The organism is Brevibacterium daeguense (genome assembly GCF_021729135.1).
Taxonomy (GTDB): Bacteria; Actinomycetota; Actinomycetes; order Actinomycetales; family Brevibacteriaceae; genus Brevibacterium; species Brevibacterium daeguense.
This window is the reverse complement of sequence record NZ_JAJTWW010000009.1, coordinates 52,808-69,277: the sequence shown is the minus strand read 5'-3', so window position 1 is coordinate 69,277 and position 16,470 is coordinate 52,808. Positions and strand designations below refer to the sequence as shown.

The window sequence follows — 16,470 nt, the reverse complement described above, 5'->3', positions numbered from 1 at the left end:
CTCAGGATTCCTTGACGGCGATCACGCCGACGATGCGACCGATCTCGCGGTAGGAGCGGGCTGCTTCCACGAAGGCAGCAGACAGCTGCATTGCCGCGGCGACGTAGGTCAGTCCCTGGCGCGAGGCCGGCACCGCGTCGGAGATCTGCTGCTGCAGACTGAGCGACCGCTGGTAGAGCCGGTCCATCGTCTCCACGTACTCCCACTGGTCCGGCTTGCCGCGCAGGCGCTGCGTCATGCGCTGGGTCTGATCGGCCTGAGTCGACAGCAGCGCGAGCATCTCGAGTGCTCCGACGGGGAGCTCGCCGAAGGCCGAGGAGGTCATGGCGAAGCCCACCCCGTCGAGTGCATGGCAGGTGCTGCGCAGGAGTTCCGAGAGCAGGAGCAGGTCCTGCCGGTCGAGCGGAGTGATGTAGTTCTCACGGAGTCTGCGCAGCACGGCACCGGCGGCGGCGTCGGCGGCATCGCAGATCTCCTGCATCCGCTCAGCAGCCGATCGGCGCTGCTCGACGGGGATTCCGGACAGTTCGGCAAGGACGAGATTGCCGTCCTGCAGGTATCCGGCGAGCTCGACGAAGCGGTCGTAGAACTGGGACTCGCGCGGGATCCTGCGCAATCTCACGCTTCTCCTCGATGACTGTCACGGGCTGGGGAGCCGTCCTCGCAGCGATGTCATGTGGGTGCCGGACCGAGAGCGCCTCTCGGCGTGTGGCCGCTCGAAGCGGCTGATGTTGGAGCCCGGGGCTTCAGCGGTCCGACACCCGGGTGGCCCCGAAAGGCCACGACACAACGATACCGCCCGCGGCGGCGAAACCCAATGGCACGAGCGATCTCGCAGTCGTCTCTGCGCTCGGAGCCAGCAGATGACCAGGTCCAGGTCAGTCGAGCATGCCGAGGCGCCGAGCACGCGCGGCGGCCGCCAGGTCCCGGCCCAGCACCTCGAAGGTGTCCGCGTCGCGGCTCGCGTCGCCGAGCGCCCTGCGGCCGTGCGACGCGACGATCACGAAGGAGGCCGCGCGAGCCAGCGCCGTCGCGTACTCGCCGGTGAACGCTCCGGCGAGGATCTCGTCGGCAGCCCGGGCGACCGCGTCGGGACCGGGCGGGGACTCGATGCCTGCGATCACCTCGACGGCGGTGAGATCCTGCTCTCTGCCGGCGTCGAACCACTCGGCGGCCTGCGAGGGCGACTGCCGGATCCAGGAGCGCAGGACGTACAGCCTCCACAGCGTGCCCGCGAGCGACATCGCCGACGCCGAGGACCACATCTCCGCGATGGTCTCCAATCCGATCTCGTCGGCCAGGCGCACGAAGCGGGCGGTGGCGTCGCGATCACGGGACTCGCAGCCGTTGACCAGCAGGGAGGCAGTGGCGTGCGCGGCCTCGGCACGGGTGGCCGGGTCCGGCTGGGGCTCCAGATGCTCGAGGTCGGGCATCTTGACGGGCTTGTGGTAGCGCGGAGTGTTCGACATCGCCGACCAGTCTAGTCGTCGGAGAGCGCCCTGAGGAGGGCCGCAGCACCGTGCAGGTCCTCGCCGTTCCATTCGAGTCCCCTTCGAGATTCGTCCGTCTGCCGCGGATTCGGGGTGCGAGGGTTCACGCGCGGCGTAGACTGTGCACGAACACCTTTTCAGCAACTGTCCTTGTGAGAATCGATCGCTGCCGCGACCGCTTCCGACAGAGAGGAAGGCCCAGTGGCCAAGAATTCGATGGTCAAGAGCGCAATGGTCAACGCCGGGGTGGGCAGAGCCGCAGGCATGGCCTTCCAGGACGATGGCTCGCTCAACCCGAAGGCCGAGGGCGCCGTGCAGCGCCTGCTGTCCGTGCAGCGTCCCGTGGTGCTCGCCTACGTGCGGCGGCTCCGGCGCCGGCATCCCGGAGCCTCGCCGGCAGATCTCGCCGAGATCGTCCGCAGCCACTACCTCAATCTCACCACCGGCAGCGGAGCCGCGGTCGGCGCCACGGCGATGGTCCCGGGGATCGGGACCACTGCGGCGATCGGGGTCGCCGCAGTGGAGACTGCCGGCTTCCTGGAGGGATCGGCGCTGTACGCGCAGGCGGTCGCCGAGCTCCACGGACTGCCCGTGCGTGATCCGGTGCGGGCCAACGCCCTCGTGATGGGCCTGATGCTCGGCACCTCAGGGCGCGACCTGGTCAAGAAGTTCTCCGATCAGGCCTCGGGCAAGGGCCCGTCGATGATGTCGGACTGGGGTTCCGCGGTGACCAAGCAGATCCCGTCCTCGATGCTCGGCACCCTGACCAAGCGGATGCGCCGGATGCTCGTGAAGAAGTACGCGGTGAGAGTCGGGGGCTCGTACGTGGGCCGTGTGCTCCCGTTCGGGATCGGCGCCGTGATCGGCGGGTTCGCCAACCGCGCGATGGCCAAGGCGGTGGTGGAGCACGCCCGGACGGCGTTCGGCCCGTTCCCCGCCTACTTCGAAGAGGAGCTGGACCCGCAGGTGAGCACTCCGAGGCGCGATCTGACGCTCGTGGGCGGACTGAAGAACCTCAGGCGGCTGCAGAAGCAGCGCCAGGGGGAGAAGAAGCAGCGTCGAGTCGCGAAGAAGCAGCGCCGGAACGCGAAGAGGAAGGGCCGGAGCGCGGAGTCCGGCGCCGGCGAGGTGGGCGTCTCGGGCGATTCGAAGCACGAGCGCCCCCGCACCTACCGGCCGGACATCCGGCTCTGAAGCGGCCGGTGCGATGAGAGTGCGGCCGAGGCGCGGGCGGAACCCGGCCGATGCCTCGGCCCTGGCCGACCACCGTGCCCCTGCGGGTTGCGGACGCCGTTCGGGGGTTACGAATCCGCCACGCGAAGGGTTTACACTGGTTCACTGTGTGCCCCGCTCGCGGGCGGTGCACGGTGAACGGTCGGCCGTCGTGCTGCCGTTCGGGCCTCTAGCTCAGTTGGCAGAGCAGCGGACTTTTAATCCGCGGGTCGTGGGTTCGATCCCCACGGGGCCCACTGATTCTCACCAGTGGCGATGCTTTCGAATGGAGAACGTCGCCGACCGGTGCCGGGGCGGGCTTCCGATCAGGAGACAGCGTGGAAGACGGTTTGGGAGCGTTCAGCAGCGCCACCGGACGGGAGCTCGACGGCGGCGTCGACAAGCCCCGGTACCGCCGCTATCAGTACGATCTCATCGCTCCGCACTGCGGCCGCTCGGTGCTGGAGGTGGGCGCCGGCCTCGGGGAGTTCTCCGCTCAGTTCACTGACCGGGACCGGCTGGTGGTGACCGACGTCGACCCCGATGCAGTCGAGGTCATGTGCGAGCGCTTCGCCGGCCGGCCCGACGTGGACGTGATGGTCCTGGATGCCGGTGGTCCGGTATCGATTGACGAGCCGGTGGATACGCTGGTGGCGATCAATGTGCTCGAGCACTTCGAGGACGACAGCGGCACCTTGTCCCGGCTTGCCGGTCTGGTCCGGCCCGGGGGCACAGTGGTGCTGTGGGTGCCGGGCTATCAGCAGCTGTACGGTGATTTCGACGCCGCTGTCGGCCATTTCCGCCGCTACTCCCCCACGTCGCTGGCTGAGGCGATCGGCAGGGCTGGGCTGGACCTGGAACTCGCCAAGCCGGTCAACCTGCTGGGCGGCATCGCCTGGTGGCTGGCGGTGCGCAAGGGCCGGTCCAGCTCTCCGGGCGGGCGCCTGGTCTCCCTCTACGACCGCTTCGTCGTACCCGTCACCCGAACAGTGGAGCGGCTGGTTCCGGTTCCCTTCGGGCAGTCGGTGCTGGGTGTGGCCCGGGTCCCGGCTGCCCGAGTCCCCGGCGACGCGACCGACCGGTGAAGGCTACCGACCGGTGAAGGCTACCGACCGGCTGCGCACTGCCCGCACTCTGCTGTGGGGGCGCTACGCGGCGTCCTCGGTGGCGGCCGGTCTGATCAGCCAGGCCACGTTCACAGTGAGCTTCGCCCTCGGCGCGCTGCCGTGGGCGGCGACCGTGCTGGCCTTCGTCGCAGGCGCGATCCCCAACTACTTCATGAATCGCTACTGGGCCTGGAAGCAGACGAACCGAGTGCGTCCGGCCCGCGAGCTGCTGCCCTACTTCACGATCAATGTGGCCACCGCGGTCGCGGCCTCGCTCGTCACGACCGGGGCCGATGCGTGGCTGCAGACCCGGATCGACTCAGAGGTCTGGCAGGTCGTGCTGGTCAGCGCGGCCTTCATCGGAACCTACGGGGTGATGTTCGTGCTCAAATTCTTCCTGTTCGACCGGTTCGTCTTCACGGCTTCGGTCGTCGGACGAAGTCCCGCCACCAGGTCGAGATCATGACCCGCGCGTAGTTGGCCCCGTAGACCAGATTCCGACCCTTCTTGGTGGTTCCGCTGGACCGCAGCCTCATGCTCAGCGGGAGCTCGCGCAACCGCGCGCCCCTCGCCAGCATCCCGATGAGCAGCTCTGAGGACTGGTACTGGGGTTCACGCAGCGGTACCCGGACCACCCGGTCGGTCAGCGTCGCTCGGAAGCCGAACGACGTGTCGGTGATGTGCCGGAGCGTCAGCAGCGAGGCCAACCAGGCGAACACCCGCACACCGACCCAGCGAACCGGACTGTTGGTCTGCTCAGTGCCCAGCCGCCGGGACCCAGTGACGAAATCCGCGCTGCCGTCGAACAGCGGCGTCATCAGCTGGGGCAGCTCCCGGCTGTCGTACTGGCCGTCGGCGTCGGTGCTGACCACGTATTGGGCGCCCATCCGATGTGCGAGGTGATAGCCGAGCCGAAGCGCCGCGCCCTGACCGCGGTTCTGCTCGACGTCGCAGACATATGCGCCGGCCTCGGCGGCGACAGCTGCGGTGCTGTCCGAGGCGCCGTCGACGACGACCAGCACCGTCACCGGCAGGTGTCCGCACCGCTTGGGCACCTCCTGCACGACGTGGCCGATCCCGCCTTCCTCGTTGTACGCGGCTATCACCACCACCAATGGATGACCCTCGAGCGGTCCGTATCGCTGCTCGAACTGCGCCATGGCGGCTCGGTCCACCGGATCGGGGAAGGGAGCCAGGGCCGTGCGCTGCTTTCCCTTCAAGCGTCCGCCCAGCAGATCTGTCAGGCCCAATGCTCCGCCCACAGGCAGTGTGACCAGCGCCGGAAGCTGATAGCGCCACGAGAACTCGAAAGCTGCGGCTCCCAGCAGGAGCGCCAGTCCGATGCCGGTGGTGACCATCGCCGCCGAGCGCAGACCGCTGCTGCGGGACCGGCCGAGGCCGAAGGTCGCGGCAGTGCCGGCCAGAGCGGCCAGGGCAAGCAGCGGGCCGGGAGTGTAACCGACGCTGAGCTGATAGCCGCGCAGGAATTGAGCAAGCGGCTCGCGGACGCTCGGCGGTTGACCGTCGAATCGGAAGGTGTAGTCCCGGGCATCCTCGTCCAGGTGCTCCCAGCGAGGATATTCGGTCTGGAACTGCCAGCGTTCGACAGGGACATCGTTGGGGAAGGTCTCCTTGACCGGGCTGAAGTTCTTGACGAAGTCCACCAGGGTGGCAACCGCGAAGTCCAGCGGTTGGTGGCGCAGCACCAGGCGCCCGAACTCGACGGCCACCTTCTGGCCGTCGACGTCATCGGGAAGCTCTCCTCGCGGCCAAGATTCGGTGCCGTAGACATAGTGGGTGTAGTCGTCGACGCCGGCGCGCTCCGACTTCGGCTCCTCAGGGCAGACCGTGAGCATCTCCGGATCGAGCGGCAGCCTGTCGCAGTCGGCCAGTGTGGCCGCCCGGCCGTACAGCATGTTGGAGCCGATGCCGGAAATCCGCCATTCGCCTTCTCGCTCGTTGTAATAGGCCGCATAGGAGCCGACGACGAGCAGCATCGCGATGAGCGCGGCTCCGATCCGCGTTCCGGCCTGCCGCCACCTGGCTGCGCTGGTCGGCGCGCCGCCGCACGTCAGCAGGAAGACGAGGACGGGCAGCGCGATCACGAAGGCGATGGTCCGCGTAATGACGGCTGCCCCGACGAGCAGTCCGGCCAGGACGGCCCAGCTCCAATGCACTCGCCTCGGACCGAGCAGAGTCCACATGATGCCCACCAGCAGAGCCTGGAACCAGACCTCGGAGAGAATGTTCGCCTCGATCTGCAGCTGGTAGGCGTCCAGGAGGACGACCCCCGCGACCAGGGCGCTGAGCCAGCGTGCCACTCCCCATCGGCGGGCCAGCGCATACAGCGCGCAGGCCATGCCCAGTCCGATGAGGTGCTGGACGGCGGTGACGAAGCTGAGGCCGCCCAGTCCCAGCAGGAAGCTCAGGATCAGCGTGTAGCCGAGGGGATGCCCCGCGCTGGGGTCCAGCGGGCCGATGTTGTCGAGGTAGGTGAAGGAGTCGATGAACAGCAGCGCAGGCTGGTAGGCCAGCCAGGTCATCACCCGCAGGATGACACCCAGCACCAGCAGGATGCCCAGCAGCCAGTGGCGGCGCAGGTCCTGCCTGATCCGCGGGAGGACACCAGCGGTGCGGCTCCCGGGCGGCCGACTGCTGCTGATGGCAGCGCTCACGGCGGATCGGATCCTTTCAGTGATCACCTCATGGGACGGGCGACAGGCTCAGCTGCGGGCGATCACGCTGTCGAGCTCTGGGCTGTCGCGACGGTCGGCATGAAGCTCGTCGTGGAGGAAATCCTGCCAGACCGCGGCCAGCCCCTCGGCAAACGACACCGTCGGGTGGTATCCGAGCTCTCGTTCGCTGGCGCTGAGGTCGACGACGACGGCCGGCATCTCACCCCTGGGAGCCGGGATGTGCTCACTGGGCAGGAGCCGCCCGGTCACTCGGCGAGCGGTTTCGACCATCTCCAGCACGGAGATCGATCTGCCGGACCCCAGAATGGCACGACCGGTGAAGCCGCTGTCCCACACCCGCAGCACCCCGGCGACGACGTCGTCGAGGTACACCAGATCACGACGCTGGCGGCCGTCGCCGTGGATCCGGACAGTGTCACCCGACAGCGCAGCGCGCATCAGCCGGGGGACAAAGCTGTCCTTGTGCTTCATCCCGGGGCCGTACACGTTGGTGAGTCGGAGGGCGGAGGCAGTGATCCCATACGCTCCGGCGTACCCGCTCAGGAGCATCTCCCCTGCAGCCTTGGTGGCCCCGTATGGCGTGAGGGGTGCCAACGGCATATCCGCGGTGATGGTCTTCTCACCGACATCGCCGACCACGGCGTTCGTGGAGGCCAGCAGGAACCTCGGCACGGAGTGCTTCCGGCACAGCTCCAGCAGCTCAGCGGTGTTCGCCACATTCGCCTGGTATGTCTCGGCCGGCATTCCCGCCGACTGCAGCACGGAGGTGATCGCGGCGCAGTGGATCACTCCGGCAGTCCCCTCGGTGATCACGGAGAGGCGGACCTCGGGGTCGTTCAGGTCACCGATGATGGTGCTGACTCGTTCGTCGTCGGCAGGGGGCGGATTCCGGTCGACCACAACCACCTCGGCTCCGCGGGCGGCAAACGCCTTCGTCACGGCCCAACCGATGAACCCCGACCCGCCGGTGACTACGACTCGTTCGGCATCTGCAGCTCGCATAAGCCACAATCTAGCTGCTCGGCGGAAGCCCTGGTCGCGCCCGCTTCACTGGTCACCGGCAGGCGTCGATCTGTTCACGCTCCGTTAATCGCCGGCGGGGCCACCGGCTGATCGCAGCGCGGTCGCCCAGCGAAGAGGTCCATGATCGCAGTCGACCCTGCCGTGACCTCGGTGATCGGCGCGGCATCCCCAACACACCCTTTCCCCGGAGCCGAGCGCGTCCCTGCGAACGAGTCCCGCGGGCGGCGATCGTCGGGCCCCGCCATCAGCCCGCGAAGCAGCGCACCGGCTGTCCGGTGACCCCCGGTCGGGCTCGCCACAGCGCTCCAGCGTGCGCCCGCTCCTCAGCCGGCAGATTCTCCGCTGACGTCGTGATGAACAGCTCGTCGAGTTCCTCACCGCCGAAAGCGCAGGCGGTGACCTTCGCCGCGGGCAGCTCGATCACCTCGTCCAGTTCGCCCTCGACGCTGTACCGCCGGACCTGACCGAGGTTGATGATCGCAGTCCAGACCCCGCCCTCGCTGTCGACGGTCAGCCCGTCGGGGCGCTCCCCCGCGGACAGGCGCACGAACGGGCGGCGCTCGACGAGCCCCGCCACCCGCTCGTAGTCGAAGACGTCGATGCGGCCGGTCGCGGTGTCGTTGTAGTAGGCGCGGGTGCCGTCGGGTGACCAATCCAGACCGTTGGAGACCGTGACGCCGGTGAGCACGGTGCTCACAGTGCCGTCGGGATCGAGGCGGTACAGCGCGGCCGCGCCGGGCGACTGATCGTAGGCCATCGAGCCGCAGTAGAACCGGCCGTCCGGGTCGACCCCGCCCTCATTCATCCGGATCGAGGTGTCGGTGAAGGCCTGCGCCAGCGGAACGACCCGGCCATCGGGTTCCTCCAGGGCGAAGCCGCGCTCGATTCCCAGCACGGCGCCGCCGGCGCGGCGAGGGCGAACACAGGCGACGACATCTCCGACATGAGTCCTGCTCACCCCGCCGTCGGCACCGAAGCCGAGCACGTCCCCGGCGAGCATGTCCAGCCAGCGGATGCCACCCCAGGAAGGCGACCAGCACGGCCCCTCTCCGTGGTAGGCGGCTCCGTCCGGCGTCAGCTGCTCAAGGTCTGTGGCCATCTGCTCATGCTCGCAGACCCGGACGGATCGGCATAGAGCCCGGCACGAGGTGATCGTTCACAGGGAGATCGTCGTTCATGGGGTGATGAGGTGGACCGGGCCGCTGACGGGAATACACAACGCCTTCGCTATCGTTGGGGTGTTCGAGATGAGGGAGAATGATGACCACCACCGGCATGTCTGCTGATGGAAAAGCCGACTTCACAGACCTGTACCACCGGCCGGACCCACGCAGCTACTACCGCACGCTGGGAGCGCTGGAGTACCAGATTCCGCAGCGGGCCGCTGCGATCTTCGACGCCGTGCGGCGCGCGCAGCGAGAGACCGTACCGAACGCCACCGGCACCGTCCTCGATGTGTGCAGCTCCTACGGAGTCAACGCCACACTGATGAGGACCGACCTCGACATGGTCGAGGTCTACCGCCGCTATGCCGACCCGGCGCTGGATGACCTCCAGCCCGAGCAGCTTGCTGACCGGGATCGGAAGTACTACGCCGAGCACCGGCGTGCTGACGCTCCACGAGTCCTCGGCCTTGACATCGCGGCCGAGGCGGTCGCCTATGCGCGCCAGGTCGGGCTGATCAACGACGGCTGGGCGGAGAACCTCGAGGAGTCGGATCCTTCCCCGGCCCTGACGCAGGGGATCCAGGATGTCAGCCTGATCACGATCACGGGCGGCGTCGGATACGTCACCGAGCACACCTTCGGGCGGCTGATGCAGGCCCTCCCCCAGGACAGGTCCCAGTGGGTGGCGGCCTTCGTGCTGCGGATGTACCCCTACGACTCCATCGCCGAGACCCTGGCGGAGCACGGTCTGGTGACCGAGCGTCTCGACGGTGAGACCTTCCCGCAGCGGCGATTCGAATCCGCGGATGAGCAGCAGGCGACGCTGCGGCAGCTGCACAGCCTGGGGATCGATACGCAAGGACTGGAGGACGAGGGCTGGTATCACTGCACCTTCTTCCTCTCGCGCCCGGCCGAGGACGTCGAGAAGCTGCCGCTGGATCAGCTCCTGGAAACCTACCGCTCCTGACGCCCGGAACCACTGCCACGCCGCTCATGAGCCCGGCTGCACGAGGTCAAGCATGCTGCCGCTCGCCTGGGCGGAGTGCAGCGGCCAGGGCTCGTGCTGCACCGGGAAGCGGAGCAGACGACCACCCGGAGCGGACGACGAGCACCTGCTCCCCCGCACCGGCGTCGCGGCGGGACGCCGGGCCGCTGCGACGTCCCAGCAGGGACGCAACCGCACTACCCGGCGTTCCGGCGAACCGGTAGCGCACCCCGCCGGGCAGCTCCTCGCACTCCCCTTCGCGCCTGCGGTACGGGATATCGAGCGAGGTGCCGGCCCAGGTCATGAGCCGTCGCGGGCTGTCGAGCGTGAAGAACCACACCCCGTCGTACCCGCCGGGACCGCGGACGTAGGTTCGCACGTTGAGCTCCCGGAAAGTCGACCACTCAGGCACGGACGGCAGTCCGGCCGGCCTGATCCGGCGACCGAATACGTCAACCTTCCTTGTCGTCACTCGGGTCTTCGCGTGTACTGTGAAGCATGATGAGACCTGAGCTCGACTCTGCAGCGGATGTCCTCGTGATCGGCGGGGGCCCAGCCGGGCTATCCGCGGCGACCTGGCTCGGCCGGTACCAGCGGTCCACCGTGGTCGTCGACGCCGGGGAGCACCGGAATCGCTTCTCCGAAGCGGCGCACGGCCTGCTGGGCAGCGACCCGATCTCGCCGCACACACTGCTCGCCGAGGCGCGGGCCGGCCTGGCGCAGTACCCTCACGTGCGCCTCGTCAGCGGAACGGTCACCGGCGTCGAGCGCACCCCGGACGGCACCTTCCGCGCCGAGATCGACGGCGAGCAGATCACGGTGCAGCGCATCGTGCTCGCGACCGGGGTGCGCGACCGGATCCCGGAGCTCGTCGGGATCACCGAGCATTACGCGCTGGACGTCCACCATTGCCCGGCATGCGACGGCTTCACGATCCGCGGTCAGGAGATCATCGTGCTCGGCGCCGGGGATGGGGTGCCGGCCTTCGCCGCGGAACTCCTCGACTGGGCCGTGCGGGTGCGGATCGTCACCGACAGCTCCCACCCCGCCGTCGACGCGGTTCAGCGCACTGCCCTCGACGAGCACGGGATGGAGGTCGTCGACGGGGTGGCCGAGGCGCTGATCGGCGAGCCCGGCGCGCTTCAGGGCGTCCGCCTCGCCGACGGCACGCTCGTTCCCGGCTCAGCCGTCTTCTTCTCCTACGCTCACGATCCGAGCAGCAGCATCGCGGCCCAGCTGGGCTGCGAGCTCGATCACGAAGGCCGCGTGGAGGTCAACGGCTTCCAGCTCAGCAGCGTGGAAGGGGTCTACGCCGCGGGCGACCTGACGCCCGGCCTGCAGCTGGTGCCGATCGCGATCGGCAAGGGCACTGCGGCGGGGGTTGCCTGCGCCACCTCCCTGCGGGGGCATTCGACCGCCGCGCCCGCACCGGACCCGGCTCCGCCCACCCGGCGCTTCGCCACCGGCGGGAACAGCTGAATCCCGCCGATCTGAGACCGGCAGGATGAGATCCTCCTCACAACAAAACGGCTACAATTTCAGCCACGCTGCCGATTCCGTGTGTTCTGCATCACCCTGCAGGGTACTTTGTCTCGGTAGAACCGGCCGCACCCCGGCCCGGACCACGTAGAGGAGACACCGTGAAACGACGTCTGATGGCTGTCCTGGCCGTACCGGCAGCGGCGATGCTGACTCTGTCCGCCTGCGGCGGGGGCGGCGGGGAGTCGGAGGCACAGGGAACCGCCGAAGGCGGCATCTCCCTCATCAACGAGGGCCAGCTCACCGTCTGCACCCACCTGTCGTACCAGCCGTTCCAGTTCGAGCGCGACGGTGAGATCGTCGGCTTCGACGTCGACCTCGTCGATCTGGTCGCCGAGGATCTCGGGGTCCAGCAGGAGATCGTCAACACCCCGTTCGAGACCATCACCACCGGCGCGGCCTTCAACACCGACGAATGCGACCTCGCGGCGGCGGGAATGACGATCACCCCGGAACGGGCAGGGGTCATCGAGTTCAGCGAGGGCTACTTCGACGCCAACCAGGCGATCCTCGCCCGCGCCGACTCGGATGTCACCGACGAGGCGAGCCTCGCGGGCAAGACCGTCGCGGCCCAGACCGGCACCACCGGGCTCCAGTACGCCGAGGAGAACCTCGGGGACGCCGAGGTCATCACCTATGAGGACCTGCCGCTGTCCCTGCAGGCGCTCCAGAACGGCGAGGTCGATTCGGTGATCAACGACAACGGCGTCCTCTACGACTTCGCCAAGGAGAATCCGGACTTCGAGGTGAAGTTCGACATCGACACCGGCGAGGAATACGGCATCGCCGCCAAGAAGGGCAACACCGCACTCATCGACAAGGTCAACGAGGTCATCGGCGCCGCCAAGGAAGACGGCCGCTACGACGAGATCTACCAGAAGTGGTTCGGCACCGCTCCTGAATGATTCCACCGCGCACGCCGATGCCCCGGGCACTGCTCCCGGGGCATCGGCGGATTCGCTCCGACAGTGAAGGCACTCCCTTGTCACACAACACCTCCTCACCTGCGTCGTCGGCTCCGGCTGCTCCCGGCTCCTCCGGTGCTTCTGCCGGGCCGGATGCCCCGTCCGTCCGCAAGACGATGAGCAAGCGCAAGCGGTCGCAGATCTCCCGCTGGATCCAGTACGCGATCCTCATCGTCGTCGCGGCCTTCGTGGTGATCCAGGCCGACTGGGCGACTCTGGCGGAGACCTTCCTCAACCTGGAAGTGGCTGCGGGGATGTTCCCCGAGGTCATCACAGTCGCACTGAAGAACACGATCCTCTTCACGCTGCTGGGATTCGCTCTCGGGCTGGTGCTCGCGATCGTGCTGGCGCTCATGCGGCTGTCGTCGGTCGGTCCGTACCGCTGGCTGGCGATCATCTACATCGAGTTCTTCCGCGGCCTGCCCGCCCTGGTCGTGTTCCTGGTCATGGGCTTCGGACTGCCGGTCGCCTTCCCCGGGCTGGGCCTCAACAAACTCGTCGTCATCATGGTCGCGCTCGGGCTGGTGGCGAGCGCCTACATGGCGGAGACCATCCGGGCAGGCATCCAGGCTGTCCCCCAGGGCCAGGTCGAGGCCGCCCGCTCCCTGGGCATGTCCTCCTCCCGTGCCATGGTCACCGTCGTGCTGCCGCAGGCCTTCCGCATCATCCTCCCGCCGCTGACCAACGAGCTGATCCTGCTGACGAAGGACTCCTCCCTGGCCTACATCCTCGGGTCGTCCGTGGCCGGCCGGGAGCTGGCCGCGCTGGCCCGAGCGGAGATCGTCAACACCGCCAGCCTGACGCCGTTCATCGTGATCGCGCTGTGCTACCTCGCCATCACCATCCCGCTGTCGTACCTCTCCCGCCTGCTGGAGAAGAAGTTCGGCTCCGTGGGCCGGCCCGCCTGACCGAAAGCGACTGGACGAACATGAAGAATCGCACCGGCGAACCCATCATCCGCGTCACCAACCTGGCGAAGTCCTTCGGCGACAACGAAGTCCTCTCGGACATCAACGGCGAGATCTACCGCGGCGAAGTGGTCTGCGTGATCGGCCCGTCCGGTTCCGGGAAGTCCACCCTGCTCCGGTGCATCAACATGCTGGAGACCCCCACCTCGGGCACCATCGTCGTCGACGGGCACGAGATGACCGACCCGGACGTCGACATCGACGCCGCCCGCACGCGGATCGGCATGGTGTTCCAGAGCTTCAACCTATTCAGCCACCTCAGCGTGCGGGAGAACCTCACCGTCGCCCAGCGCCACGTGCTCCGGCGGTCGAAGGCCGAGGCGAACCGGGTCGCCGAGCACACTCTGGAGCGGGTGGGGCTGAGCGAGAAGATCGACGCGGCGCCCTCGTCGCTGTCCGGCGGTCAGCAGCAGCGGGTCGCGATCGCCCGCGCCCTGTCGATGAACCCCGACGTGATGCTGTTCGACGAGCCCACCTCGGCGCTCGACCCGGAACTCGTCGGGGACGTGCTCAAGGTCATGCGCTCGCTGGCCGACGAGGGGATGACCATGGTCGTGGTGACCCACGAGATGGCCTTCGCCCGCGACGTCGCCGACCGCGTGCTGTTCATGGCCGACGGCGTGGTCGTCGAAGAGGGCCCGGCGGCCGAGGTGATCGGCGACCCCGAGCAGGCGCGCACCCGTGAGTTCCTCCACCGCGTGCTCAACCCGACCGGCTGAACTGCTGCACAGAGTGAACTGCGGATGAAATATGGCTGAAACAGTTCCGCGTGTAGGCTTCGTGGAGCATCGAAGAACCGCGAGCAACACCTGACGGAACACAATGCGGGAAATGAAGCACATCACACCGGGAGAGAAGCCGTGAGCCACCCATCTGAGTCACCTGCGCCGCATCGATCGAGCGCCGGAATCGAAGCGAACACCACCCGCCGACTGACCGATGCGGAGGCTCGCAAGGTCACGATCGGTGCTCTCGTCGGAACCGCCATGGAGTGGTACGACTTCTTCCTGTTCAGCGCTGCGGCCGCGCTGGTGTTCAACGTCCAGTACTTCACCAGCGACAACGCCGCAGCCGCAGCGATGGCCTCGTTCGCGACCTTCGGCGTCGGCCTGGTCGCCCGCCCGATCGGCGGCATGATCTTCGGTCGGATGGGCGACAAGATCGGCCGCCGCAAGACCCTCATGGTCACCATCGTCGGCATCGGCATCGTGACCGGCCTCATCGGCATGCTGCCGACCTACGCCGCGATCGGCATCGCCGCACCCATCCTGCTCGTGCTGCTGCGAATCGTCCAGGGCCTGTTCGTCGGCGGCGAGTGGGCCGGCGCGATGACCATCGTCGTGGAGAACGCCCCACTCAAGCACCGCGCCGTCTACGCCTCGATCCCGCAGATCGGCTCGCCCATCGGCACCATCCTGTCCTCCGGCGGTTTCTTCCTGGCGACGGTCTTCTTCTCGCAGGAGAACTTCGACTCCTACGGCTGGCGCATCCCGTTCCTCGCAGCGATCCCGATGCTGCTGCTGGCCGTCTGGATCCGGAGCAAGCTCGACGAGTCGCCGGTCTTCCAGGAGCTCATGGAGGCCGATGAGCTCGAAAAGGCGCCGATCTCCACCACCCTGCGCCAGAGCTGGAAGCAGATCATCATCGGCATGGCAGCGGCACTGCTCGGAGTGGGCGGCTTCTACCTGGTCACCACCTTCGTCGTCTGGTACGGCGTCAATGTCCTGGGCGAATCGGCGGAGACCATGCTCCTGGGCACTCTGTTCGCCGCCGTCGTCGAGATCCCGGTGCTCGTCATCGGCGGGCGTCTGGGCGCGCGCTACGGTGCCAGCAAGGTCATCCTCTACGGCGGCATCGTGTCGGCCCTGCTGGCCTTCCCCGCGTTCCTCCTCATCGACAGCGGCAGCTCCGTCCTGGTCATCGTCGGCATGACCATCGCGGTCGCCGCCCTTTCGTTCCCCTACGCCGCCTCCGGCACCGTGCTCACCGGGCTGTTCCCCGCGGAGACCCGCTACACCGGCGTGGCCTTCGCGCAGAACACCGCCGGAATGCTCAGCGGCTTCGTCCCGCTGCTCACCACCGCGATGGTCGCGGCTGCGGGCAACCACTGGTGGCCGGCCGCGGCACTCCTGGTGGTGGTGTCCGTCTTCACTGCCTTCGCCGGCTTCGTCGCACCGCGGATGAGTCAGGACCTGCCCGGCTTCAAGCACTGACGGATCGGTCCGCGCCGCATCTGCACGGCCCCTGCCGAGGTCCGGCCCGGCTTCACTCGCTGAAGCCGGGCCGGACTCGTCCCGGGTGCCGAAACGGGAGCGGCAGGCGTTGTGACCGGGGACGAAGCCTGGAAGACTGGGGCAGAAGTGAGGAGGATCGTCATGGCACACGCCAAGCCCGCAGACAATTCCGCAGCCGAGCACTCGGATCCCGACAGCACCCGGGAGATCCACGCACCGGAGAGCTCCGAGAGCCCGCGCACCCCGGAGAGCCCCAAGTCCGGCGAGGCGCCGGGCACCCGCGACGACAGCTCCACGAACCTGCAGGAGAACACGGAGAGCAGCGGCAATCCCGTCCTGGACAAGCTCAACGCAGCCGCGGAAGCGGTGCTCGGACCGCCGCCGCGCGCCGAGGACCTTCGCGGCGGATACGAAGAGGATCTGCCTCCGGCACGCGAAGTCGCAGCCGCCCACGGCGACCGCCTCTTCACCACCGCCGACGGCGAGCGCATCATCATCGACATGGAAGATGAGCTTCCCCAGCACTCGGATCCCGATCGCTGATCCGTGAGCGCCCACTTCTACCTCGACATCGACGGTGTGCTCGTCACGGAGCCGACGCCGCCGATCCCGAACGACTTCACCGCACGCGACATCCGGGTGGGCGACGGCAGATTCGTGCCCGTCGCCTACTCGGAGGCGGTCATCTCGACCCTCGCCGAGGTGCTCGCCGCCGGCGCACCCCGACTCACCACGGTCTCGTCCTGGGAAGGCGACGCGCCCTACCTGTTCCGAGCCATCGGCCTGCCCGAGGTGCCCTGGCTCGACCTGTCCGGACAGCCGGGAGCGTCGATCTTCGAGCGCAAGCACAGTGCCGTGCTCGAGCACGCCTCCGACAGTCCCCCGCGGCGCATCGTGTGGATCGATGACCATCTGCCCAAGTCCGAGGAGGAGCGCCGGGAGCTGGCCGAATCGCTGCCGACCGAGGACTCGCTGCTGCTGAGCCCGATCGCCCGCGAGTGCCTGACTCCGGGGCACCTCGGCCTCGTCGCGGATTTCCTGCACTCGCGGTCCTGATCGTCCGCGTCAGGAGCCGCGCCGAGCGCG

17 protein-coding genes and 1 tRNA gene are annotated in these 16,470 nt (G+C 68.1%); 12 read left to right on the top strand and 6 right to left on the bottom strand.

The window, feature by feature from the left end:
* Position 1 precedes the first annotated feature (1 nt).
* Entirely contained in the window at positions 2-622 is a 621-nt protein-coding gene (locus tag LXN01_RS09195) for a DUF47 domain-containing protein (RefSeq protein ID WP_236864368.1), read from the bottom strand.
* Positions 623-878: 256 nt separating this feature from the next.
* Positions 879-1,469, bottom strand: a complete 591-nt coding sequence (locus LXN01_RS09190; RefSeq protein WP_236864367.1) for a hypothetical protein — start codon at positions 1,467-1,469, stop codon at positions 879-881.
* Positions 1,470-1,691: 222 nt separating this feature from the next.
* Between LXN01_RS09190 and LXN01_RS09185 the strand changes: the two genes are divergently transcribed.
* The 4 genes from LXN01_RS09185 to LXN01_RS09170 all read left to right on the top strand — a co-directional run bounded on the left by LXN01_RS09185 (position 1,692) and on the right by LXN01_RS09170 (position 4,274).
* The gene (locus LXN01_RS09185) at positions 1,692-2,684 is read left to right on the top strand and encodes a hypothetical protein (protein ID WP_236864366.1); all 993 of its coding nucleotides are present in this window, start codon (positions 1,692-1,694) and stop codon (positions 2,682-2,684) included.
* 202 nt (positions 2,685-2,886) lie between these two features.
* Positions 2,887-2,959 (top strand) — tRNA-Lys (locus LXN01_RS09180).
* 81 nt (positions 2,960-3,040) lie between these two features.
* Positions 3,041-3,787, top strand: a complete 747-nt coding sequence (locus LXN01_RS09175) for a class I SAM-dependent methyltransferase (protein ID WP_236864365.1) — start codon at positions 3,041-3,043, stop codon at positions 3,785-3,787.
* Between the two features lie 13 nt (positions 3,788-3,800).
* Complete coding sequence (locus LXN01_RS09170) at positions 3,801-4,274, top strand: GtrA family protein (protein WP_236864364.1); 474 nt, start codon at positions 3,801-3,803, stop codon at positions 4,272-4,274.
* Here LXN01_RS09170 and LXN01_RS16360 read toward each other — a convergent pair.
* The 3 genes from LXN01_RS16360 to LXN01_RS09155 form a co-directional block, all read right to left on the bottom strand.
* Positions 4,225-6,483 (bottom strand): glycosyltransferase family 2 protein, encoded by a 2,259-nt coding sequence (locus LXN01_RS16360; RefSeq protein WP_236864363.1) that lies wholly within the window; start codon positions 6,481-6,483, stop codon positions 4,225-4,227. The two genes, LXN01_RS09170 and LXN01_RS16360, sit on opposite strands and share 50 nt — an antisense overlap.
* 48 nt (positions 6,484-6,531) lie before the next feature.
* Positions 6,532-7,506 carry an NAD-dependent epimerase/dehydratase family protein gene (locus tag LXN01_RS09160; protein ID WP_236864362.1) on the bottom strand — a complete coding sequence of 325 codons (975 nt, stop codon included), beginning with the start codon at positions 7,504-7,506 and terminating at the stop codon, positions 6,532-6,534.
* A gap of 265 nt (positions 7,507-7,771) precedes the next feature.
* Positions 7,772-8,626, bottom strand: a complete 855-nt coding sequence (locus tag LXN01_RS09155) for an SMP-30/gluconolactonase/LRE family protein (protein ID WP_236864361.1) — start codon at positions 8,624-8,626, stop codon at positions 7,772-7,774.
* A 158-nt stretch (positions 8,627-8,784) separates the two neighbouring features.
* Between LXN01_RS09155 and LXN01_RS09150 the strand changes: the two genes are divergently transcribed.
* Complete coding sequence (locus LXN01_RS09150; RefSeq protein WP_236864360.1) at positions 8,785-9,660, top strand: hypothetical protein; 876 nt, start codon at positions 8,785-8,787, stop codon at positions 9,658-9,660.
* A gap of 46 nt (positions 9,661-9,706) precedes the next feature.
* Here the strand turns inward: LXN01_RS09150 and LXN01_RS09145 are convergent, their stop codons facing one another.
* Entirely contained in the window at positions 9,707-10,150 is a 444-nt protein-coding gene (locus LXN01_RS09145; RefSeq protein ID WP_336885260.1) for a DUF2071 domain-containing protein, read from the bottom strand.
* 26 nt (positions 10,151-10,176) lie between these two features.
* Between LXN01_RS09145 and LXN01_RS09140 the strand changes: the two genes are divergently transcribed.
* From LXN01_RS09140 to LXN01_RS09110, 7 genes are all read left to right on the top strand, one after another.
* A complete protein-coding gene (locus LXN01_RS09140; protein ID WP_236864358.1) occupies positions 10,177-11,157 on the top strand; it encodes an NAD(P)/FAD-dependent oxidoreductase in 981 nt (326 codons plus the stop codon).
* A gap of 161 nt (positions 11,158-11,318) precedes the next feature.
* Complete coding sequence (locus LXN01_RS09135; protein ID WP_236864357.1) at positions 11,319-12,122, top strand: basic amino acid ABC transporter substrate-binding protein; 804 nt, start codon at positions 11,319-11,321, stop codon at positions 12,120-12,122.
* Positions 12,123-12,298: 176 nt separating this feature from the next.
* The gene (locus LXN01_RS09130; RefSeq protein WP_236864612.1) at positions 12,299-13,090 is read left to right on the top strand and encodes an amino acid ABC transporter permease; all 792 of its coding nucleotides are present in this window, start codon (positions 12,299-12,301) and stop codon (positions 13,088-13,090) included.
* A 20-nt stretch (positions 13,091-13,110) separates the two neighbouring features.
* Positions 13,111-13,869 carry an amino acid ABC transporter ATP-binding protein gene (locus LXN01_RS09125; RefSeq protein WP_272902348.1) on the top strand — a complete coding sequence of 253 codons (759 nt, stop codon included), beginning with the start codon at positions 13,111-13,113 and terminating at the stop codon, positions 13,867-13,869.
* Positions 13,870-14,058: 189 nt separating this feature from the next.
* On the top strand, positions 14,059-15,363 hold the full coding sequence (locus LXN01_RS09120) for an MFS transporter (RefSeq protein ID WP_425547657.1): 1,305 nt from the start codon (positions 14,059-14,061) through the stop codon (positions 15,361-15,363).
* Between the two features lie 162 nt (positions 15,364-15,525).
* A complete protein-coding gene (locus tag LXN01_RS09115) occupies positions 15,526-15,927 on the top strand; it encodes a hypothetical protein (RefSeq protein ID WP_236864355.1) in 402 nt (133 codons plus the stop codon).
* 3 nt (positions 15,928-15,930) lie between these two features.
* Positions 15,931-16,440: an HAD domain-containing protein gene (locus tag LXN01_RS09110; protein ID WP_236864354.1), complete on the top strand. Its 510-nt coding sequence runs from the start codon at positions 15,931-15,933 to the stop codon at positions 16,438-16,440.
* The last annotated feature ends 30 nt before the right edge of the window (positions 16,441-16,470 follow it).

What these genes read in the sequence shown, in the direction of transcription:
- LXN01_RS09125 (WP_272902348.1), top strand. Translation starts at nt 13,111, where the DNA reads ATGAAGAATCGCACCGGCGAACCCATCATCCGCGTCACCAACCTGGCG.
- LXN01_RS09160 (WP_236864362.1), bottom strand. Translation starts at nt 7,506, where the DNA reads ATGCGAGCTGCAGATGCCGAACGAGTCGTAGTCACCGGCGGGTCGGGG.
- LXN01_RS09140 (WP_236864358.1), top strand. Translation starts at nt 10,177, where the DNA reads ATGATGAGACCTGAGCTCGACTCTGCAGCGGATGTCCTCGTGATCGGC.
- LXN01_RS09115 (WP_236864355.1), top strand. Translation starts at nt 15,526, where the DNA reads ATGGCACACGCCAAGCCCGCAGACAATTCCGCAGCCGAGCACTCGGAT.
- LXN01_RS09155 (WP_236864361.1), bottom strand. Translation starts at nt 8,626, where the DNA reads ATGGCCACAGACCTTGAGCAGCTGACGCCGGACGGAGCCGCCTACCAC.
- LXN01_RS09150 (WP_236864360.1), top strand. Translation starts at nt 8,785, where the DNA reads ATGATGACCACCACCGGCATGTCTGCTGATGGAAAAGCCGACTTCACA.
- LXN01_RS09130 (WP_236864612.1), top strand. Translation starts at nt 12,299, where the DNA reads ATGAGCAAGCGCAAGCGGTCGCAGATCTCCCGCTGGATCCAGTACGCG.
- LXN01_RS09190 (WP_236864367.1), bottom strand. Translation starts at nt 1,469, where the DNA reads ATGTCGAACACTCCGCGCTACCACAAGCCCGTCAAGATGCCCGACCTC.